The following is a 21041-nucleotide window of genomic DNA, read 5'->3' on the forward strand; positions in this document are numbered from 1 at the left end:
ACACGATCCCTTGAGTCTCACGGCTCATACGCGGAGCCTGGCCTGCTTCGTCACCTCCGCCGCCCGGTGCGCGGACGGAGGTGCCAGCAGGTCTTCGGACTCGGGGATCGGCCGGACGGGGCGCCTTCCCAGGCGTCCGCGGACGCCCAGTGGCCGTTGCCCCGCCCGTTCCCCCTCACCGCTGCGCGTCAGTTCCGGATTCGCACCGGATTCCCTGGCCCTGGTGTGGGTTGACTGGCTTGCGCAAGTTACCACGCGAGGTCAGGGCGCCTTCTGGGGCCTCGGGGCACCCCGGTAGGTCCCGAAGGACCACTTGTTGCCCTCGGGATCGGCGATCGCGAACTCCCGGCTGCCGTACGGCTGGTCCTCGATCTCCCGGATGATCTTCACTCCGGCGTCGGTGAGCCGCCGGTACAGGTCGTCGACGTGGTCCGTGACGACGTACGCCCCGAAGGTGCCCGGCTTCAGGCACCAGTCCTGGGACGTCTCGTCGTACGAACCGAGCATGATCGCGCCGCCCTCGGGCCAGTCGAGCTCGGCGTGGGCCACCTTGTCGCCGTCTTCGTATACGGCGGTGCGCAGGAAGCCGACGGTGCCGACGAGGAAGTCGATCAGGGCGGGTGCGTCATGGGCCTGGAGCGTCGGCCAGACGTCCGGAGAGCGCTCGGCGGAGGCGGACCGGGGCTGCCGGTCTTCAGTGGTGTTCTCGGTGGTGTTCTCAGTGGCGTTCTCAGTGGTGTCCATGGCTCCTACTCTTCGCCCCCGCCGTGGCTCCCGGCTTGGATATTCCGGCACTCTTCGGCCACCCAGCCGGTGGGGCTCGTGCCGGTGTACTGCCGGAAGTCCCGTACGAGGTGGGAGTGGTCGTAGTAGCCGCAGTCGGCGGCGACCCCCGCCAGATCGGGCGCGGCACCCGCGGCGACGGAGCGGACGATCGCGGTGCGGGCCCGCTGGAAGCGCATCAGGCGGGCCGCCTGCTTCGGGGTCACGCCCGTCTCGGCGCGGAACAGCGCGGTCAGTCGGCGCTCGCTGAGCGCGACGTGCCGGGAGAGACCGCCGATCGTGCCCGCGCCCCGGTGTCTGGCCAGCCAGGCCCAGGCCTCGGCGACCTCGGGACGTACGGATCCCCCGTCGTCGGAGGCCGCGCACCGGCGCAGATAGCCGGACAGCGCCGCGAACCGCTCCTCCCAGCCGCCCTGCCCGCACAGCCGCTCCCGGACCTCGGTGGCACTCCGCCCCATCACCTCCGCGCCGGACGTGATCAGGTCGCCGCCGAGTTCGGCCGCCGGGACGCCGAACAGGGCGCGGGCGGCGAGCGGATGGACGGCGAGCTGGATGCCCGCCTCGTGCTCGGGCCTGACGACGTACGCCGGGCTCTGGTGCAGTCCGCCGAGGACGATGTCCGTGCGGCAGGCGTCGGCGCCGCCCGCCTGCTCGGGGGTGGCGCCGCCGACGACCGGGCCGTCCAGGGAGAAGATCAGCGTCAGATACGGGGACGGTACGCCTCGGTGCAGGCCCGGCCGCTCGGCCGCGGTGCGGTAGCCGACCGCGGACACGACCATGCCGTCGAGCCGTGGGACGGCCCGCACGAACTCGCGGGACGCGTTCTGCCCGGAGGCGGTCTCCATGGGTCCCAGTATGCGATGGACGCGGCCCGCGCGCGGGTCCTGGACGTTCGGTGCGGCTACCCCGCGCGGGGCCGCTCCATGCCCGCCGCGCGCGGTGATGTCGATCATGGGAATCCACGGTCCGGCCCCGTACGATGACCCGCCGCTCCGGACGGGGCGCGGACCGCTCTCAGGGGGCAAGACATGGCAGCAAGGACGGCAGTGACGACCAAGGGCAAGCTCGCGCTGCTCGGCACGGCGGGCGCGCTCACCGCGGCCGTACTCGCGGGGACGGCGCTCTGGCCGGGCGCGGAGGCCACCGCGGCGGAGACCTCCGCGCGGACCGCCGGCGAGCTGAAGCACTGGCCCAAGCCGGTGGCGGCGAAGCTCGGCAAGGTCATCGCCGAGAACGAGCACAAGGGTGCGTACGCCGTGTTCGACGCGGACAACACGACGTACCGCAACGACCTGGAGGAGTCGCTGCTGCCGTTCCTGGAGATGAAGGGGGTGCTGACCCGCAAGTCGATGGACCCGTCGCTGAAGGTCATCCCCTTCAAGGACACGGCGCAGCACAAGGAGAGCCTGTACAGCTACTACAACCGGCTCTGCGAGGTCGACGACCAGGTCTGCTATCCGTGGGCCGCGCAGATCTTCTCCGGTTTCACGCTCAAGGAGCTCAAGGGGTACGTCGACGACCTCCTCGCGTACGACAAGCCGATCCCGGCCGAGTACTACGAGGACGGGAAGCTGACGAAGACCGAGGTCGAGGCGCCCGAGTTCTTCACCGGCATGCAGGAGCTCTACAAGACGCTGCGCGCGCACGGCATCGAGGTGTACGTGGTCAGCGCGGCCAGCGAGGACCTGGTGCGAATGGTCCTCGCGGACCCCAAGTACGGGTACGACGTGAAGCCCGAGAACGTCATCGGTGTGGGCCTGCAGCTCAAGGACCGCAGGACCGGGGACGTCACCAGCTCCCGCAAGGAGATCGCGGAGGGCCGCTTCGACCCGAAGAAGCTGGCGGGGCGTGAGCTGACGCCGAACCTGTGGGCGCCGCTGACCTGGTTCCAGGGCAAGCCGGCGGCGATCAGCACGTACATCGACGAGTGGCGCAAGCCCGTCCTGGTGGCGGGCGACACCCCGGCGAGCGACGGGCCCATGCTGTTCCACTCCGCCGACGTGGCGCACGGCGGGGCGCGGGTCTGGGTCAACCGCAAGGACGCGTACATGAAGCAGCTGGACGAGATGAAGCGGAAGAACGCGGAGCGGCAGCGGGAGCTGGGCCAGAAGGTGACCGCCGACAAGCGGTGGCTGACGGTCACCCCGGATCAGATCGGCTGAGGGCGGCTCTTGCGCGGACCCGTTCAGCGGGTCGACTCGGCGAAGGCGTCGGCCACTTGGCGGTGGTCGGCGCCGTCCGCGAGCAGGGCGTGCAGCAGGAGCCGGGCCTTGGGGGCGTCCAGCGGGCCCGCCGGGATCAGGCCCCGCTCCAGCATGTCGTGCTCGGAGCCGGGGCCCTTGTAGGTGTGGCTGAGAAGGGGGCCCGCGCCGGTGCGGGAGGCGAGGACCACCGGGATCCGTGCGGCCAGCCCGGCGAGCGGTTCGACCAGCCAGTCGGGTACGTGGCCCGCGCCGAACGCGGCGACGACGAGGCCGCCGAAGCAGGCGTCCACCGCTTCGAGGAGTTCGCCCCGGTCGCCCATGGAGAGCGTGAGCAGCGCGACCCTGACCTCCGGGTCGCGCAGGCGGAGGGGGCGGCCGACGGTGGGGCGTGTCGGGGCGAGGTGGATGCGGGGTGTTCCCTCGACGACCCTGCCGAGCGGGCCGGCGCCCGGGGAGGCGAAGGCCGACGGCGACGTGGTGTGCGTCTTGCGTACGTGGCGTGCGGCGTGGATCTCGTCGGCGATGACGGCGAGCACACCGAGGCCCGCGCAGTCCGGCGTCGCGGCCACGGCGATGGCCGCGGCGAGGTTGGCGGGGCCGTCGGCGCCGGGGAGGTCGGGGCGGCGCATGGCTCCCGTGACGGTGATGGGGGTGGTGGGGCGGGGCGTACAGATGAGGTCGAGCAGGAAGGCGGTCTCCTCCAGGGTGTCGGTGCCCTGGACGACGACCACGCCGTGGCCCTTGGCCGTCGCCTCGTCCACGTGTGCGCCGAGGGCGGCGATGTCCTCGATGGTGAGGGAGGAGCTGGACAGCCGCCGGAAGTCGTGGACCTCGACGTCCACGTCCGCGATTCCCGCGAGCAGCTGCCGCCCGGTGAGCCTGGGTGAACTCCCGCCGCCTTGCGCGGAGATGGTGCCGCCGAGGGTGAAGAGGGTGACGGTGTTGGCCATGCGGGGATTCTTCCCCCAACCCCGCCCCTTCCCGAAACCCGCCCACCCGGAAGAGCCGGCCGCCCCGCCTACACCCCCGTCACCGCCCCCACCACCCCCGAAGCAATCGCCTCCCCCAGTGCCGCGTGGTCCTCCGCGTTCTGGAGGGCGTATCGGAGGGCGAAGTCCGTTATCGCGCGGTCGAACGTGTCGGAACCGCCGAGGTATGCCGCTATCGCGATCCGGTCGCCGGAGCGGGCGTGTGCTCGGGCGAGGGCCGTGCCGCACAGGGCCGCGTAGGAGGTGAGTTCCGAGGGCTTCATGGCCGTCACGTCCGCCGAGCCCTTCATGTCCCGCAGCTGGCGCCAGTAGAAGGCCCGCCCCTGCGGGCCCGTCATCCAGCCCAGGAAGATGTCGCCCGCCGCTTGGAGCAGCCGCTGTCCCGACACCACCCGGTGACCGGGGTGCCGGTACGGGCCCGGCGGCAGATGCTCCTCCAGGACCGACCGCATCGCCTCCTTGATCTGGAGGAACAGCGGATCGCCCGCGTCCCGCCCGGCGAGCAGCACGATGAAGCAGCGGGTGCCGACGCTGCCCACCCCGACCACCTTCCGCGAGGCGTCGACGAAGTGGTACCGGTCCAGGAGGAGGCGCCGCTCCTCGGAGAGCGTGGACCGGTAGTCGCCGAAGATCTTCCGCAGCGCCGCCATGTCGGGCACGCCCACCGGTTCGAGCAGCGGCGGATCCTGGACGATGCGGCGCTGCCCGTCCACCTCCTCGGTCAGCTTCCCCAGCGCCCGCAGGCTGGTGCGCCGCCGGGCCCGGTCCAGCGCGCCCTCCGCGCGCTTGCGGCCACGGGTGGAGTCGATGAGCGGCAGCAGGTCATGGGCGTCTATCCGCTCGTACCAGACGGCGAGTTCACCGAGCCCGGCGAAGCGCCGCATCGCGGTCCGGTACGCCGTCACCGCCGCGAGTGCCGCCGCGCTCGCGGCATGCTCCGGGTGGCCGTTGTCGCGCGCCGCGACGGCGACGCTCGCGGCGAGGCGTTTGACGTCCCACTCGAAGGGGCCGGGATACGTCTCGTCGAAGTCGTTGAGGTCGAAGAGCAGGCTGCGCTCCGGCGAGGCGAACAGGCCGAAGTTCAACAGGTGTGCGTCGCCGCAGAGCTGGACGGTGAGGCCGGTGTTCCGCTGGACGGCGAGATCGCCCGTCATCACGGCGGCCGCGCCGCGCAGGAAGGCGAACGGGGAAGCGGCCATCCTGCCGTACCGGATGGGCAGGAGTTCCTGGACGCGGTCCGCGCCCTGGCGTTCCAGGACGGCGACCGGGTCGGGGCGGTCGGCCGAGGGTATCCAGGCGGCGTGCGAGGAGCGGGAGGCGCGTTTGCGGGCCGCCTTGCCTCGCCGCGCACGCTCGGCCGGGGTCGTCATGGCCCTCTCCCCTCTCCCTGAACGGCTCCCTGAATGGCTCCCTCGGTGGCCCACTCGGTGGCTCCAGGAACAGCCTCCTCTCAGAGGCAGCCAATGCCGCCGCGGGCGCGTACGCATGCCGGGTACGGCAAACGGGTGACGCGGGGCCCGCCGCACCGCATCTCGCGCAGGTCAGCCGCCGGATGCCACCCAGGCCGCCACCCGTTTGGCCAGCGCCCCGCCGGCCCGCGTCCAGCGGAAGTGGTCGAGGGGGCCACCGGCCTCCTGCGTGGCGTAGTGGTGGCGGGTGAGCCCGGCCCGCGGGACCTTGCCGACGAGGTGGTCGACGGCGGGCGCGGGGGCCAGCGTGTCGCCCTCGACGGTGACCGCGAGGACGGGCAGGTCGAGGGAGCGCAGCGCCGCCTCGTAGTCGTGGCGGGAGCCGGTGGCGGAGTAGCGGCCCGTGCGGCCCTGGCGGGCCCAGTCCCGCATCACGCCCTTGGGCTGGTTGCCGCCGAAGCCGAGCCGGACGCCGGGCCAGCGGCCGAGCAGTGTCGACAGGGCGGCGGCGAACAGCTCGCCGACGAGCAGCAGGGGTCCGCGCAGCCGGCCGTACGGGCGGAACCAGACGGAGCCTGAGGCCACCAGGGCGACTCCGTCGACGCCGGGCCCGATCCCCAACGCGGCGTGCACGAGCCCCAGTTGGCCGCCCAGGCTGTGGCCGAGCAGGTACAGCGGGGGCTTTGGGCCCAGTTCGCCGCGTATCGCCTCGACGACGGCCACGAGGTCCCGCTCGACGATCGTGCCGTAGCCGTGGTCGCGGGCGGCGGGGTCCCGCACGTGCGGGGTGCTCTCGCCCTGGCCCCGCAGGTCCACGGTGAGCGCGGTGAGGCCCTCGGCGTGCAGCTGGCGGGCGAAGGCCCGGTAGTAGCGGGCGGGGGTGCCCATGGCGGGCAGGATCAGCACGGCCGGCGCGGGACCGGACGGTGTGTCGGTGCCGCGCAGGGCGCGCACGGGAAAGCGTGCCCCGTCCGGGAGTTGGGCGGTGACGAGAAGCGGCGGCTCGGCGGCCGCCGCCGGCTCCGCTGGGGTGTCCGGCTGTGTCATGCGGTCAGCATGAACCACGCGTACGGGCGGGAGCCCGGGGCCCCCGCCCGAACGCCGTCACGTCAGCGGCTGTACCGCATCAGCGCGCGCACCATATGGCAGGTGATGTCCGACGGCGGATGGATTCCCACGTCCTCCGCCATGCTGCGGATCCGGGTGTTGCTCGCTTGGTTGGGTACATAGACACCCGAGTCCAGCAGGGCTATCGCGAGCCGCATGGCCTTGAGGCGGCGGTTGTGCGTGATGTACCACTCCCGGGGCCGTCCGGCCGGGAGCGGCCTCTTCTCCAGTGGTGCGTACGTCAGGTCGATCAGCACGGGCCGGGAAGCGTTGCGCTTCGACTTCGATGTGAGTGCGGCAGCGGGCACAGGCATCCTCCTGTCGCGATCAGGACCCCCGTCGGGAACCCTCGAACATTGCTTCAATTCTACTTCCCGGCACTGACAATCGCCGCTGGCCAGACGCGCTTTGAGGGGGTGTGAGCGGGGTGTGGCTGATGGGTCGCGGGTAGCGTGTGCGGCATGGAGATCTGGATCAATCCCGCCTGCTCGAAGTGCCGCAGCGCGCTTACCGTGCTCGACGCGGAGGGCGCCGACTACACCGTCCGCCGCTACCTCGACGACGTACCGACCGAGGCCGAGATCACCGACGTACTCGAACGTCTCGGTCTGGAGCCCTGGGACATCACCAGGACCCAGGAGGCCGCCGCCAAGGAGCTGAACCTGAAGGACCGCGAGGCCTGGCCCCGCGACGCCTCCGGCCGCGCCCGCTGGATCAAGGCGCTCGCCGAACACCCGAAGCTGATCCAGCGCCCGATCATCACGGCTGACGACGGCACGGCGGTGGTGGCCCGCACGGAGGAGGCGGTACGGGACGCGCTGTCGCGCTAGCCGGCCCCTCGGCCGGTCCTTCTTCGGGCCGCGGGGCGTGAGGTGGGCCACATCCGCCCCAGGTAACACGGGGTTCACATTCGAGCAATGGGCGGGAAATCGCCTGTTGGCAAGCTCCGCGGCATCACCACGGCACCGCAGCACCCGCACGTACTGCGCCGTAACGAGCGTTTTAAGGATGAGCCCCGTGACCTTCAAGGCTGAGTACATCTGGATCGACGGCACCGAGCCGACCGCCAAGCTCCGTTCGAAGACGAAGATACTCGCGGACGGCGCTGAGCTCCCCACCTGGGGCTTTGACGGATCCAGCACCAACCAGGCCAAGGGTCACGCCTCCGACCGCGTGCTCAAGCCGGTCTTCACCTGCCCGGACCCGATCCGCGGCGGCGACGACGTGCTCGTGCTCTGCGAGGTCCTCAACACGGACATGACGCCGCACGAGTCCAACACCCGTGCCGCGCTCGCCGAGGTCGAGGAGCGCTTCGGCTCGCAGGAGCCGATCTTCGGCATCGAGCAGGAGTACACCTTCTTCGAGGGCGACCGCCCGCTCGGCTTCCCCGTCGGCGGCTTCCCCGCCGCGCAGGGCGGCTACTACTGCGGCGTCGGCGCGGACGAGATCTTCGGCCGTGACGTCGTCGAGGCGCACCTGGAGAACTGCCTGAAGGCCGGTCTCGGCATCTCCGGCATCAACGCCGAGGTCATGCCCGGCCAGTGGGAGTTCCAGGTCGGCCCGCTCGCCCCGCTCGAGGTCTCCGACCAGCTGTGGATCGCGCGCTGGCTGCTCTACCGCACCGCCGAGGACTTCAAGGTCTCCGCGACCCTCGACCCGAAGCCGGTGAAGGGCGACTGGAACGGCGCGGGCGCGCACACCAACTTCTCCACCAAGGCGATGCGCGAGGGCTACGCCCCGATCATCACCGCGTGCGAGGCCCTCGGCGAGGGCTCGAAGCCGATGGACCACGTCAAGAACTACGGCGCGGGCATCGACGACCGGCTGACCGGTCTGCACGAGACCGCCCCGTGGGACGAGTACAAGTACGGCGTCTCCGACCGCGGCGCCTCGGTGCGCATCCCGTGGCAGGTCGAGGTGGAGCAGAAGGGCTACATCGAGGACCGCCGCCCGAACGCCAACGTCGACCCGTACGTCGTGACGCGGCTGCTCGTCGACACCTGCTGCTCCGCCCTGGAGAAGGCCGGCCAGGTCTGATCACGTACGTACGTGAACACGGAACTTCCTGAAGGGGGCGCCCGCCGAACTGGTGGGCGCCCCCTTGGGCATGGGGAGACCGCCGCCCCTTTCATCTGCTTCAATGGGGTCATGGGCAGCCACAGGAACACCGCGACAGGTCGTCGTCACGACCTCGAGCCGTTCTGGCCTTCCCGTCAGCACCATGACTTCGACCGGGTGTGTTGCCGCGCGACGAACGCGCAGGCCCGCTAAAGCCGTTCACCCGGCCTTCGCCTGACGCGCACGACGTACGTACGTCTTCGACGACTGACGACTCCCTCGCGCGAAAGAGCTGACCTCCCATGGCGAACTCCCGTTCCTTCCCCGCGTCCACCGCCCCCGCCCCGCCGCTCTCCGGCCTCGCCCGCGGCCGGCTGCGGGCCGTCGATCCCGACGAGGTGGTGCAGCTCACCGACTTCCTGCCGCCGGGCGCGACCTGGCTGCCCGCGCCCCAGCACACGCTGCCCACGCTGCCGGGCCAGCCGCCGATGATCGGCTATCTGGTGCTCGTACCGGCCGGCCAGGAGGCCCCTGCCGCCGCCGGGCCAGAGCCCCGGCAGGAGACCGCGGGCACCGGCTCCGGGCCCGTGTGGATCGACCCGGTGCAGCGCGCCGCACAGGTCGACGGGGAGCCGCTCGACCTCACGTACCTGGAGTTCGAGCTGCTCGCGCATCTCGTCGCGCACCCCCACCGGGTGCACACGCGCGACCAGTTGGTGACCACGGTGTGGGGCTACGGGCATGTGGGCGACGGGCGGACGGTGGACGTCCACATCGCCCGGCTGCGGCGCAAGCTGGGCGCCGAGCACCGCAAGACGATCCAGACGGTGCGCCGCGTCGGGTACAAGTACGCGCCGCCCGCGCCCCGCTGACCTCCCGCTTTCCGGGCGGGTCCGGGATCTGCCGGCAGCAGAACCCGGTTCCGTCGGCGGGCCGCAGCGGGCAGAGTCGTCGCCATGAGACTTCTGATGCTGGGTGGTACGGAGTTCGTGGGGCGGGCCGTGGTCGACGCGGCGCTGGCGCGCGGCTGGGACGTGACGGTCTTCCGCCGCGGCCGGCACGCCGCGCCCGACGGTGTGACGTCACTGCACGGTGACCGCACGGCCGAGGACGGGCTCGCGGCGCTGACCGCGTCCGACGCCGAGTGGGACGTCGTCGTCGACACCTGGTCCGGGGCGCCGCGCGTGGTGCGGGAGGCGGCGCGGGTGCTCGCGGGGCGGGTCGGGCGGTACGTGTATGTGTCGAGCGGTTCCGTGTACGAGTATCCGGGCGTCGCCGGGTCCGACGAGGAGTACCCGGTCGTGGCGGGCGACCCGGACGCGGACTCCGTGGCGTACGCGCAGGACAAGCGGGGCGGCGAGCTGGCCGCCGTCGCGGAGTTCGGCGCGGAGCGGGTGGTGCTGGCGCGGGCGGGACTGATCCTCGGGCCGTACGAGAACATCGGGCGGCTGCCGTGGTGGCTGAACCGGGTGGCGCGGGGCGGGCCCGTGCTGGCTCCCGGACCGCGCGACGCGGGACTTCAGTACATCGACGTGCGGGACCTCTCGGAGTGGGTCGTGGACGCGGCGCTCGCGGGACTGCACGGCCCGTACAACCTCGTCTCCCCCGCGGCGCACTGCACCATGGAGGAGTTCCTCGCCGCGTGCGTGACGGTGGCGGGCGCCGCCGACACGGAGCTCCGCTGGACCGAGCCCTCCGTGATCGCCGACGCGGGGATCGAGCCGTGGATGGAGCTGCCGGTGTGGGTGCCGCCGGGCGAGCTGTACGACACGATGCACGACACGTCCACGGCGAAGGCGCACGCCGCGGGGCTCCGCTGCCGCCCGGTCGCCGAGACCGTGGCCGACACCTGGCAGTGGCTCCTGTCGATCGGCGGGCAGGCCCCGCAGCGCCCCGACCGCCCGGTGGTGGGCCTGGCCCCGGAGAAGGAGGCGAAGGCGCTGGGCCTGTGAGGCCGCCCGCGAGCAGGGGGTGTCGTCAGGTACACCCCCTGCTCGGGTGCCGAACCCAATGACCCGCTCCCCCCGCGGCGGACAGAATGAGGGCATGCCGCTGGGAGAGATGGAGACCAAAAGATGACGAGGGTCCGTGAATCCGTGATCGCCGGGGCCCGCGGGCTCTATCTGGCGGTCGCCACGCTCGCCGGTTCGATCACTCTCTTCGTGCTGTCGGTCCTCTCGATCGTCTTCGTCGTGCTCGGCATCGGCGTCTTCACGACACCGGCCGTCCTGACCGGCGTCCGCAAATGGGCGACGCTGCGCCGGGTACAGGCCGGCGAATGGTCGGGCGTGCACATCCCGGTCCCCTACCGGCCCTTCCCCGCGGATCTGCGCCGCGGCGTCACGGGACAGGTGGAGCGCACCTCGCTGATGCTGAAGGACCCGGCGACCTGGCGTGATCTGCAGTGGCTGCTCGTCGACATGACCGCCGGCTTCATCACGGTGATCTTCGCGCCCGCGCTGCTCCTGTACTGCGTGTTCGGCTATGTGCTCGCCTGCGGCGTCTGGGAGCCGATCCACGGGGCGACCGGCGGCGAGTGGTACGGCTTCATCCATGTCACATCGCAGGGCCGCGCCTTCCTCGCGGCGCTGCTCGGCACCGCGCTCGGCACTCTCGGCGTCTACGCCAACCCCGCCATCCTGCGCGCGCACTTCCGCCTGGCCGGGACGCTGCTCGCGCCCACGGCGTCCATGCGCGAGCGTGAACTGGCCCTGCGCGTCGACCGGTTGACCGAGACCCGGCACGACGCCGTGGACTCCTCCGCCGCCGAACTGCGCCGCATCGAGCGGGATCTGCACGACGGCGCGCAGGCCCGGCTCGTCGCGATGGGCATGGACCTCGGCACCATCGAGGCACTGATCGAGAAGGACCCGGCGAAGGCCAAGGAGATGATCTCCAGGGCCCGGCAGAACTCCGGCGAGGCGCTGACCGAACTGCGTGACCTGGTGCGCGGCATCCACCCGCCGGTGCTCGCCGAGCGCGGCCTCGGCGACGCGGTGAAGGCCCTGGCGCTGCGCCTCCCGGTCCAGACGGACGTCGACGTGGAGCTGTACGGGCGGCCCGAGGCGCCGGTGGAGTCGGCGGCGTACTTCGCGGTCAGCGAGACCCTGACGAACGCCGTCAAGCACGCGGGAGCCGACCGGATCTGGGTGGACGTGCACCACGCGGAGGGCATGCTGCGGATCGCGGTCACCGACAACGGCAAGGGCGGCGCTTCCGTCGGCGCCGGTTCCGGGCTGAGCGGGATCGAACGCCGACTCGGTACATTCGACGGCGTACTGGCCGTCAGCAGTCCCGCGGGCGGCCCGACCATGGTGACCATGGAGATCCCTTGCGAGTTGTCCTAGCCGAAGATCTCTTCCTGCTGCGCGACGGTCTGGTCCGGATGCTGGAGGCATTCGACTTCGAGATCGCCGCGGCGGTCGAGACCGGGCCCGAACTCACCAAGGCCCTGGCCGAGTTGGAGCCGGACGTCGCTGTGGTCGACGTCCGGCTCCCGCCGTCCCACACGGACGAGGGACTGCAGTGCGCGCTCGCGGCGCGCCGGGCCCGGCCCGGACTTCCGGTGCTCGTGCTCTCGCAGCACGTGGAGCAGTTGTACGCGCGTGAGCTGCTCGCCGACGGGAACGGCGGGGTCGGCTATCTCCTGAAGGACCGTGTCTTCGACGCCGACCAGTTCATCGACGCCGTGCGCCGGGTCGCCGCGGGCGGCACCGCGATGGACCCGACGGTGATCCAGCAGCTCCTGTCGCGGCGCGCCGCGGACCAGCCGCTCGGCAAGCTGACCCCGCGCGAGCGCGAGGTGCTCGAACTCATGGCGCAGGGGCGGTCGAACGCGGCGATCGCGGCGCAGCTCGTGGTGACGGAACGGGCGATCGCCAAGCACACGTCCAATATCTTCGGGAAACTCGATCTGCCGGTCTCCGACGACGACAACCGGCGTGTGCTCGCCGTTCTCGCATATCTCGATCAAGGGGCGCTGAACCGGCCGCGGAGGAATTCCGGTCGTGATTGAACGGGGCGGACTCCTGTTGCGTACGTAGTCGCATGGGACGCACACCACGACGCACACAACGAAAACGATCAAAGCTCGCCGGGCGGGCGATCGCCGCTTCGGTGGCGCTCATCCTGGGCGGCGGCGGAATGGTCGCGGTGAATGTCTACGCGAACGCCGAGGAAGGCACCGATCAGCCGCCCGTCTCCGCCCAGTCGGGCGAACAGGGGTCCTGGTCGGGGCTTTCCACCATCAGCTGCCCGGATGTGGGCAATCAGCTGCCGGACGTACCGGACGGCGCGCGCGAGGACGTCGACCGCCGGCTCGCCGATCTGGACAGTCAGATCACCGCCGCCTACGAGAAGTTCGCCGCCGCCGAGGACGCCGAGCAGGCCGAGGCCGTGCTCGGGCCGCTGGAGGAGCAGCGGCGGCCGACCCTTCAGGGCATCGGCTCCGCCATCGACCAGGCGGGAGGTCAGCCGCCGGACGGGCTCGACTCCATGGCGGCCTGCACGATGCGCGCCGGCAACCAGGACGGCCGGCAGCCGCCGCAGGAGGGTCAGGAGGGCCAGCAGCCGCCGCAGGAGGGGGGTGACGACGGGGGTGAGCAGCAGCCGCCCGGCGACGGCGAAGAACAGCCGCCCGGCGAGGGTGAGCAGCAGCCGCCGCAGGACGGGCAGAACGGCAATGGGCCCGACGCGTCCGACTTCGTCGACATCAACTCCGTACAGCCCAATGTCCAGCGTCCCGAAAAGCAGCGCGGCGCCTCGCGCGGGACCTTCACCACGAAATGCGGGACGAACGAGAACGGCAAGTTCAATCCGGACAATGTCATTGTCGCGCCCGGCGTGAGCAATGGCGCCCACCATATGCACGATTACGTCGGAAATCAGGCGACGGACGCCTTCTCCAGTGACGACGATCTGGCCAACGGTGAGACCAGTTGCCGGAATCAGGGAGACAAGTCGACCTATTACTGGCCCGTGCTGCGGCTGCAGAACGGACAGGACGAGAATGACGCCGACGCGGACGGCGGCGGCCGGGACCAGAACGTCGGGGAGATCCAGACCCCGTCGTCGGTCACCCTGAAATTCGCCGGGAACCCGACGGGCAAGGTCGTCGCGATGCCCCGCTTCCTGCGCATCATCACCGGCGACGCCAAGGCCTTCACCAACGGTGACGCCAACGCCAACGCGTCCTGGAGCTGCACCGGCTTCGAGGACCGCCAGTTGAAGGACAAGTACCCGATCTGCCCCGAAGGCAGCAAGGTCGTACGGACCTTCAACTTCCAGAGCTGCTGGGACGGCCAGAACACCGACAGCGCCAACCACCGTACGCACGTGGCCTTCGCCGACCAGGAGAGCGGCGCCTGCCCCCAGGGCTTCCGGGCCATTCCGCAGCTCGTGCAGCGCATCGTGTACGACGTGCCGCCCGGCCCCGGATTCGCCGTCGACTCGTTCCCCGAGCAGCTGCACAAACCCGTCACCGACCACGGTGACTTCATCAACGTCTTCGACGAGCGGTTGATGCAGCGTGTGGCCAAGTGCATCAACAGCGGCCGGCGCTGCACCTGACCGCTGATCACCGACCACTGATCAGCCGACTGCCGCGCTGACCCCCCGTACCGCTGCGCGGTCAGCTCGCGCGGTGACCGGAGTGGCCCGAGTGCCCCGGGCCCGAGTCCTCGTGATCCCCACCACCGCTACTCCCCGAGTGGTGCGAGGACTGCTCCACCGTCCCGCCGAGCCGGCCGCGCAGCAGCGCGACCTGCTTGCGGTCGCCGACCGCGACCCACTTCTCGCCGACGAGGTACGTGCCGCCGTAATCGGCCGCCTCGTCGAGCCATTCGGCCTGGCCACGCGCAGTTGTAAAGGTTACGAGGACATAGCGGCGGGCACCGTTCTCACAGGTGGCCTGCCGCAGTTCGGCCGCGTCCGTCTGGATGTCGGGCCTGCACCGCGCCTTGGCCGCCAGCTGCTCCAGGCTGCCGCTCGCCGTGTCCGGTGCGTCGTCGCCGTCCGAGCCGCACGCCACCAGTACCAGCAGCAGTCCCACAGCCATGCCTGCGCGCCCGCGCGCGCTCCGACGCCTGCCCGAAAGCGCGCTCCGCGCTGTCCTCTTCATCGTCCCATCAGTCCCTTCAAGCCCTTCGCATGCCTTCAGGCGATGCGAACTCGCCTTCTCCGTCTGCACCGTTGAGCGCCGTCGGCCGCACGGATACCGTGCGCCGCAGCATTCGACCCAGGGGGGTACACATGACCGACCCGTCCCGACGTTCCGTGCTCGGCGCCGCCGGTGCCATCGGCCTCGGCTGCGCCGCGGGAGCCGTGGCCGCTGAGGCCCACGCCGCCGAAGGGCCCGCCGAGGGCCCCGCCTTCGATACGGATTCCGCGCGCTCGGCACTCAACAGACTCCTGCCGCATCACGCGGAGCAGTTCCGTCTCAGACTCGTCCCCGCATCGGGCGGCACGGACCGCTTCCGGGTGACCGGGCGCACCGGGCGCATCGAGGTGTCCGGCACCACGCCCGCCGTGCTGCTCACCGGGGTGCACTGGTACCTGAAGTACGTCTGCGGGGCCCATGTCGCCTGGAACGGCAGCCAGTTGGACCTGCCGGACCGGCTTCCGGCGCCCGCCCGGCCGCTGGAGCGGTCGACCGCGCTGCCGCACCGGTTCGCGCTGAACGACACCAACGACGGGTACACCGCGCCGTACGCCGACTGGGCGTACTGGGAGCGCATGATCGACGTACTCGCCCTGCACAGCTGTAACGAGGTCCTCGTGATCGCCGGGGCGGAGGCCGTCTACCACCGGCTCCTGAAGGACTTCGGGTACAGCGACGCGGAGGCGCGGGCCTGGCTGCCCGCCCCCTCCCATCAGGCGTGGTGGCTGCTGCAGAACCTCTCCGGGTACGGCGGACCGCTCTCGCCCGAACTCATCGACAAGCGCGCCGAGTTGGGCCGCAGAATCGTGAACCGGCTGCGCGAGCTGGGCATGGCCCCCGTCCTCCCCGGCTACTACGGGCACGTCCCGGACGGCTTCGTGGCCCGCAACGGCGGGGACGCGCGGGTGGTGCCGCAGGGCAACTGGCACGGTTTCAAGCGGCCCGACTGGCTCGATCCGCGCACCGCGTCCTTCGCTCAGGTCGCCGCGTCCTTCTACCGCCACCAGGAGGAACTCTTCGGCGCCGCCCAGCACTTCAAGATGGACCTGCTGCACGAGGGCGGCACGCCAGGTGATGTCCCGGTGCCGGACGCGGCACGCGGCGTCGAGGCGGCGCTGCGCAAGGCCCGCCCCGGCGCCACCTGGGTGATCCTCGGCTGGGAGGCCAATCCGCTGCCGGAGCTGCTCGATGCGATCGACCGGCGGCGGATGCTGATCGTCGACGGCGTCTCCGACCGCTTCACGAGCGTCACCGACCGGGAGAAGGACTGGGGCGGCACGCCGTACGCGTTCGGGACGATCCCCAACTTCGGGGGGCGTACGACGATCGGGGCGCGGGCGCACATCTGGAACGAGAAGTTCTTCGCGTGGCGGGACAAGGGGGCCAGCGCCCTGGTGGGTACGGCGTTCATGCCGGAGGCCACGGACCGCGACCCGGCCGCCTTCGAGCTGTTCTCCGAACTGGCCTGGACCGAACGGAAGTTGGACCTCGGGGACTGGTTCTCCGGGTACTCCCGCTTCCGGTACGGCGGGCGGGACGGGTCCGCGCGGGACGCCTGGCGGGCGCTGCACGACACCGCGTACCGGCACACCGCCGTGGAGCGCAGCGACTCGCACGACTCGCTGTTCGCCGCCCGGCCCGATCTCGCGGCGAACCGCGCCGCCGAGTACGCGCCGCGCGCGCTGACCTACGACCCCGGACGCTTCGACGCGGCGCTCGCCGGGCTGCTCGGCGTCGCGCCGGGGCTGCGGCGCAGTGCCGCATACCGGTACGACCTGGTGGACGTGGCCCGGCAGGCGCTGGCCCATCGCAGCCGGCAGCTGCTGCCGCAGCTCCGGGCCGCGTACGGCAGGAAGGACCAGGAGACCTTCCGTACGCTGTCGACGCTGTGGCTGCGGCTGATGCGGCTCTCGGACGAGCTGACGGGGACGGGGGCCGCCTTCCTGCTGGGACCCTGGATCGACGCCGCCCGGCGTCTTGGCACCAACGACGCCGAGCGGGCCGAGTTCGAGCGGACCGCGAAGGTCCTGATCACCGTGTGGGGCGACCGCGCCACGTCCGACCCCGGCAGGCTGCACGAGTACGGCAACCGGGAGTGGTCGGGTCTGATGGCCGACTTCTACGTCCCCCGCTGGCAGCGCTGGCTCGACGAGCTGGCCGACGCGCTGGCGGCCGGTCGTGAACCGAAGGCCGTCGACTGGTTCGCGGTGGAGGAGCCGTGGACCCGTGAGCGCAAGGACTATCCGCTGCGGGGCGTCGGTGATCCGTACCGCACGGCGGGACGCGTGCGTGACGTGCTGGCCCGCGCCCCGTACCAGGGAGCCCTGGAGGTCGCCGCGACACCTCCGGCCTTCCCGCCCGGCGGGCACGCGCGCGTGGAGGCGATCTTCCGCAACGTCAACGGGCTGCGGGCCACGGGCCGCGTCGACTTCACCCTCACCGGCGTCGAGGCGGAGCCGGAGGGCGAGACCTTCCTGCCCCGCGTCGAGGCGGCGGGGACGGGCAAGGTGGCCTGGCGGGCGCGGGCCTCCGGCGAACCGCTGGACGAGCCCCTTCGGGAGCTGCCGTACAAGATCGACGTCCGGTACGGCCCGGCGGGCGAGGCACGGGTGCGGTCGCTCCACGAGGGCACGCTGTACGAGGCGGGACCGGTCGGGGACGCGTGGCGGACGTACACGAACAACGCCGCGGTCTTCGGCGAGCTGGACGGCCGCCACGCGATCAACGGGGGCGGGGCCGACCTCTGGAAGGGCACGACGGAGTTCGGCGCGCTGTACCGGGAGGGCGCGCTGCGGGACGGCGGCTCCGTGACGCTCCGGGTGGACGCCCAGGCGACGACGGGCCCCTGGGCCAGAGCGGGCATCATCGCCCGCAACGCGCTGGGAACTCCGGGTTCGCTCGGCTTCGTGAACCTCGCCGTGACTCCCGCGAACGGCGTGGTCCTCTCGTACGACACGAACGGCGACGGCACACTGGACACGTACAAGCGGATCACGGGTGTGAAGGCGCCGGTGCTGCTGCGGCTGAGCCGGGCGGGGACGACGGTCACGGGGTCCTGCTCGACGGACGACGGGGCGAACTGGCGGGTGGTGGCGACCGTTCCCGTGCCGGGGGTCGCGGCGACACAGGACGTCGGCCTGTTCATGAGCGCGACGAATGGGGGTGACGGGACGCGGGGGACGGTGGGGTTCAGCGGTTGGGCGCTGAGCTGAGAGGAACTCGCTCTAGCTGTGGGCAGGCGTTCCGCAGGGCGGAACGGGTGGGCACAGCCCACAGCACCGGGCGAGCGATAAAAGTCAGGCGCCAGGGCAACGCAGATGCCAAGCTCAGGGCATGAACGAAACCTGGGAGAAGCGCCTGGCGGAAGTATGGGACGCGGTGGACACGTACGGAGAGACCGGCGCCGCCGACTTCCGCGCAGCAGTCGACCGCCTGGTCGAAGAGCTGCCGCCGGGCAGCCCCCTCGCCCCCTTCGAACGCGCCTGCGCCTTCGACACCACCGGCCACTCCGACCGCGCCGTCCCCCTCTATCAGGAGGCCCTGGAGCTGGGGCTCCAGGGCTACCGCCGCCGACGCACCCTCATCCAACTCTCCAGCTCCCTGCGGAACATCGGGCGCCCGGAGGAAGGCGTAGCCCTCCTTACACCAGAACTCGACGCCCCCAGCGACGAGTTGGACGACGCGGTACGCGCCACCCTCGCCCTGTGCCTGGCGAATCTGGGACGCGAGCGGGAAGGGCTCGCCCTCGTCCTGGGCGCCCTCGCCCCCCATCTGCCCCGCTACCAACGCTCCATGGCCAATTACGCCCGCCTCCTCGTCGACAAGTAGCCGAGGCAAGTGACCATCCGACGATTCGCTCGTTTTGCTGAACGTGTCGTCGCATGTGCAGTCCCCGCCCCAGGAGGCCCCCGGCATCGTAGATGTCGAGCAGGCCGAAGCCGCCCTCGTCGAGCACTACCCGCGCCTGGTGCGGCTCGCCTATCTGGTGCTGCCGCCCAGCCTCGGCCGCAACCGCCGCGTGCTCACCGCCCACGCGCTCACCCAGCGCGCCCTGCCCCGCAGCCGCCGCTCGGCGGACGAGGCCGACCTGCCGGTGCAGCGCGGGCGTAAGGGTGACCGCCAGGACGGCCCCGGCTACGCGTACGTACGACAGCGCGTCGTCCGCACCGCCCTGGAGGCCGGGCAGCCGCTGCGCCGCGCGGCCCTGCCCAAGCGCTCCCAGCTCCCGCCCCTGCTCCCCCAGGTCTGGGGCCTCCGGCTCTTCCCCCGCTCGGGCGGCGCCGACGAACTCGCCCTGGACCAGCGGCTCTCCGCCCTCTCCGGCCCGGCCCGCGCCGCGTACGTGCTGCGCGGCCTCGAACGCCTCCCGGACGCCGACGTCCGCGGCGTGCTCACGGCGGCCGGCGTCGACGACCCCCGCGCCGCGCTCACCGAGGCCGACGGCGTCGAAGCGGCGTACGCCCTGCTCGCGTCGCCCGAGTTCGACCCCTGCTCGCTGCAGGCGCGCCCGACCGACCTGATGCGCCGCAGGCAGCACATGAAGGCCGCAGGGGTCGCCCTCGCGGCCGCGCTGGTGTGCGGCGCGCTGCTCGGCCTGCCGGGCGACGGCTGGGCCCCGGACGGTGCGGCGGCGCCCGCGTACGCGCAGAACCCCGCCGGTCAAGCCGCCCTGGACCCGGAGCAGTTGACGAAGGTCGGGGCCAGTGAGTGGAAGCGGTCCGCGCGGACCGACTTCTCCGTGTGGCCCGCACGGGGCGAACTCGTCGACGACAAGGCCCTGTTGCGCCGCGCCCTCGCCGTCTGGGCGCGCCCCGGCGAGACCGTGCAGGTGTCCGCGACGCCGGGCACGGCCGCAGGCGCACCCCCCGGCCCCGCCCAGCTCCTCTTCGCGGGCGAGGTCGACGCGGCCCGTGTCGTCCTGCTCCACGACGGTCTGCGCATCGTCCGCTATGCCGAGCCGAAGGACGGGACCAGCGGCGCCGCCCTCGACTTCGCCCGCGTGGACGGCGCGAACACCGGCGAGTCCGGTGCCGTGATCGTGAACCGCGTCGACGGCAACGTCCGCTATCTGACGGCCCCTTGGGTGCGCAAGGCCGCCGTACGCGACCTGGTCAAGGGCACGTCCGGCGCGGCCACCGCGCTCCGGGTGAACCGTTCCGGCGTCACCGCGCCCTTCGTGAGCCCGGCCCAGGCCAGCTCCTGCACCTCCTGGAACACCCTGGAGCTGCGGGACAACTCCGGCACCCGACGCCTCTCCAGCGACCTCGGCGAACTCGTCCCCGCCCATCTGACCGCGGGCCGCCCGCAGAACCCGCGCGAGGCCACCGTCGCCGACTGGTCCGCGACCGCCTGCTCGCTCTCCGCCGCCCGCTCGCACGGGGTGCGGGCCGTGAACGCGTGGGCGTACGCCCGTCAGCTCCTCCCCGAGGCCAACGGTCTGGCGCAGTGGGTGTGCACGCGGGCCGACACCTGGCGGGGCGGCGGCAGCCGGATCCTCGCCCAGTTCCGGCCGCCGGGGTCCGCGGCGGCCGCCGTCGCGGCGAAGGCGGAGGACTCCGCTGCCTGCGGCGGCCGCGAGCCCGTCGTACTCGCCGGAGTGCGGTGGAAGTCGCGGGCCGGCACCTGGTACCTGCTGGGCGGCGGCAGCAAGGAGGTCGCGTCGGTGACCCCGTCCGGCGGCACCAAGGTCCCCGGCAACACCCTGGCCGCACCCGTCGAGCGCGGGGCCCGCACGGGTCTGACCGGGCAGCTCGCCGACGGCACGAAGGTGTCTACGCTCCGCTGACGCCCGCCCCGTGCTGCTCCCCGAGCCGCTTCTCGAGGAGCAGCACCCCGTAGGTGCTGCCATCCGCGGCGACCTTCCCCGGCAGCTCGCCCACCACCGTGTATCCCGCGCCCTCGTAGTAGTCCCGCAGCCGGGGACTGGACGTCATGCAGTCGAGCCGGCAGCGGTCCAACCCCGCGGCGGCGATCCGGCGTTCCGCCTCGGCGAGGAGTGCGCGCCCCGTGCCGGCCGGGGCCCCGCGGCGGGTCATCAGCCGGTGCACATATCCGGCGACCGGCGGCTGGACTCCCCAGGCCGCCTCGTCCGACCACCAGATCTCGTACGCCCCGGCGACGGCCACCCCCTGGTGCGCGAGCCACACCTCGTCCGCCGCGATCCGCCGCCGGAAGTGCTCCGCGTCCTTCCCGCCCGGCTTCCACTGGTCGATGCCCCGCTCCAGCATCCAGCGGGCGGCACGGTCGTAGAGGGCGACCAGCGTGGCGATGTCCGCCTCGTCGGCCGGGCGGAAGGTCAGCCGCTGCGCGGCGTCCGTCGTCGTCATCCGCGCAA

Annotated in this window: 19 protein-coding genes and 1 riboswitch; of the genes, 11 read left to right on the forward strand and 8 right to left on the reverse strand. The window is 72.0% G+C overall.

Features of this window, described 5'->3' with window-relative positions; translation table 11 throughout:
- Positions 1-67: 67 nt before the first annotated feature.
- Positions 68-254, reverse strand: a riboswitch (cobalamin riboswitch).
- A 7-nt stretch (positions 255-261) separates the two neighbouring features.
- Positions 262-744, reverse strand: coding sequence for a VOC family protein (locus ACIBKX_RS02585; RefSeq protein ID WP_363270809.1), 483 nt, complete (start codon positions 742-744; stop codon positions 262-264).
- A 5-nt stretch (positions 745-749) separates the two neighbouring features.
- Positions 750-1736, reverse strand: coding sequence for a helix-turn-helix domain-containing protein (locus ACIBKX_RS02590; RefSeq protein WP_399375612.1), 987 nt, complete (start codon positions 1734-1736; stop codon positions 750-752).
- Between the two features lie 75 nt (positions 1737-1811).
- Between ACIBKX_RS02590 and ACIBKX_RS02595 the strand changes: the two genes are divergently transcribed.
- Positions 1812-2945, forward strand: a complete 1134-nt coding sequence (locus ACIBKX_RS02595; RefSeq protein WP_363270807.1) for a haloacid dehalogenase-like hydrolase — start codon at positions 1812-1814, stop codon at positions 2943-2945.
- Between the two features lie 23 nt (positions 2946-2968).
- Here ACIBKX_RS02595 and ACIBKX_RS02600 read toward each other — a convergent pair whose 3' ends face one another.
- The 4 genes from ACIBKX_RS02600 to ACIBKX_RS02615 form a co-directional block, all read right to left on the reverse strand.
- Positions 2969-3937, reverse strand: coding sequence for an asparaginase (locus ACIBKX_RS02600; RefSeq protein ID WP_363270806.1), 969 nt, complete (start codon positions 3935-3937; stop codon positions 2969-2971).
- Positions 3938-4005: 68 nt separating this feature from the next.
- A complete protein-coding gene (locus tag ACIBKX_RS02605; RefSeq protein ID WP_363270805.1) occupies positions 4006-5346 on the reverse strand; it encodes a DUF2252 domain-containing protein in 1341 nt (446 codons plus the stop codon).
- Between the two features lie 171 nt (positions 5347-5517).
- Positions 5518-6432 carry an alpha/beta fold hydrolase gene (locus tag ACIBKX_RS02610; RefSeq protein WP_363270804.1) on the reverse strand — a complete coding sequence of 305 codons (915 nt, stop codon included), beginning with the start codon at positions 6430-6432 and terminating at the stop codon, positions 5518-5520.
- 62 nt (positions 6433-6494) lie between these two features.
- The gene (locus tag ACIBKX_RS02615; protein WP_363270803.1) at positions 6495-6800 is read right to left on the reverse strand and encodes a hypothetical protein; all 306 of its coding nucleotides are present in this window, start codon (positions 6798-6800) and stop codon (positions 6495-6497) included.
- Between the two features lie 153 nt (positions 6801-6953).
- On the opposite strand from ACIBKX_RS02615, the gene ACIBKX_RS02620 reads away from it, so the two are divergent.
- From ACIBKX_RS02620 to ACIBKX_RS02650, 7 genes are all read left to right on the forward strand, one after another.
- The gene (locus ACIBKX_RS02620) at positions 6954-7322 is read left to right on the forward strand and encodes an arsenate reductase family protein (protein WP_363270802.1); all 369 of its coding nucleotides are present in this window, start codon (positions 6954-6956) and stop codon (positions 7320-7322) included.
- Between the two features lie 187 nt (positions 7323-7509).
- Positions 7510-8529 carry a glutamine synthetase gene (gene glnII, locus ACIBKX_RS02625; RefSeq protein ID WP_363270801.1) on the forward strand — a complete coding sequence of 340 codons (1020 nt, stop codon included), beginning with the start codon at positions 7510-7512 and terminating at the stop codon, positions 8527-8529.
- A 323-nt stretch (positions 8530-8852) separates the two neighbouring features.
- On the forward strand, positions 8853-9422 hold the full coding sequence (locus tag ACIBKX_RS02630) for a winged helix-turn-helix domain-containing protein (protein ID WP_363270799.1): 570 nt from the start codon (positions 8853-8855) through the stop codon (positions 9420-9422).
- An 84-nt stretch (positions 9423-9506) separates the two neighbouring features.
- On the forward strand, positions 9507-10502 hold the full coding sequence (locus tag ACIBKX_RS02635) for an NAD-dependent epimerase/dehydratase family protein (RefSeq protein WP_363270798.1): 996 nt from the start codon (positions 9507-9509) through the stop codon (positions 10500-10502).
- Positions 10503-10625: 123 nt separating this feature from the next.
- Positions 10626-11897, forward strand: coding sequence for a sensor domain-containing protein (locus tag ACIBKX_RS02640; RefSeq protein WP_363270797.1), 1272 nt, complete (start codon positions 10626-10628; stop codon positions 11895-11897).
- The gene (locus tag ACIBKX_RS02645; protein ID WP_363270796.1) at positions 11882-12565 is read left to right on the forward strand and encodes a response regulator transcription factor; all 684 of its coding nucleotides are present in this window, start codon (positions 11882-11884) and stop codon (positions 12563-12565) included. The genes ACIBKX_RS02640 and ACIBKX_RS02645 overlap by 16 nt, the downstream gene beginning before the upstream one ends.
- A 32-nt stretch (positions 12566-12597) precedes the next feature.
- Positions 12598-14118 carry a DUF1996 domain-containing protein gene (locus ACIBKX_RS02650; protein ID WP_363270795.1) on the forward strand — a complete coding sequence of 507 codons (1521 nt, stop codon included), beginning with the start codon at positions 12598-12600 and terminating at the stop codon, positions 14116-14118.
- A 61-nt stretch (positions 14119-14179) separates the two neighbouring features.
- Here ACIBKX_RS02650 and ACIBKX_RS02655 read toward each other — a convergent pair whose 3' ends face one another.
- On the reverse strand, positions 14180-14605 hold the full coding sequence (locus ACIBKX_RS02655) for a hypothetical protein (RefSeq protein ID WP_363270794.1): 426 nt from the start codon (positions 14603-14605) through the stop codon (positions 14180-14182).
- A 194-nt stretch (positions 14606-14799) separates the two neighbouring features.
- Between ACIBKX_RS02655 and ACIBKX_RS02660 the strand changes: the two genes are divergently transcribed.
- The 3 genes from ACIBKX_RS02660 (at position 14800) to ACIBKX_RS02670 (ending at position 20492) form a co-directional block, all read left to right on the forward strand.
- Positions 14800-17919, forward strand: a complete 3120-nt coding sequence (locus ACIBKX_RS02660; RefSeq protein ID WP_363270793.1) for an alpha-N-acetylglucosaminidase — start codon at positions 14800-14802, stop codon at positions 17917-17919.
- Between the two features lie 121 nt (positions 17920-18040).
- Positions 18041-18535: a tetratricopeptide repeat protein gene (locus ACIBKX_RS02665; protein ID WP_363270792.1), complete on the forward strand. Its 495-nt coding sequence runs from the start codon at positions 18041-18043 to the stop codon at positions 18533-18535.
- Positions 18536-18569: 34 nt separating this feature from the next.
- The gene (locus ACIBKX_RS02670; protein WP_399375613.1) at positions 18570-20492 is read left to right on the forward strand and encodes a hypothetical protein; all 1923 of its coding nucleotides are present in this window, start codon (positions 18570-18572) and stop codon (positions 20490-20492) included.
- Here ACIBKX_RS02670 and ACIBKX_RS02675 read toward each other — a convergent pair.
- Complete coding sequence (locus ACIBKX_RS02675) at positions 20479-21033, reverse strand: N-acetyltransferase (protein ID WP_363270790.1); 555 nt, start codon at positions 21031-21033, stop codon at positions 20479-20481. The two genes, ACIBKX_RS02670 and ACIBKX_RS02675, sit on opposite strands and share 14 nt — an antisense overlap.
- Between the last annotated feature and the right edge of the window lie 8 nt (positions 21034-21041).

Origin of the sequence: Streptomyces sp. NPDC050658, from assembly GCF_044457025.1 — a bacterium.
In the GTDB taxonomy this organism is placed as follows: Bacteria; Actinomycetota; Actinomycetes; order Streptomycetales; family Streptomycetaceae; genus Streptomyces.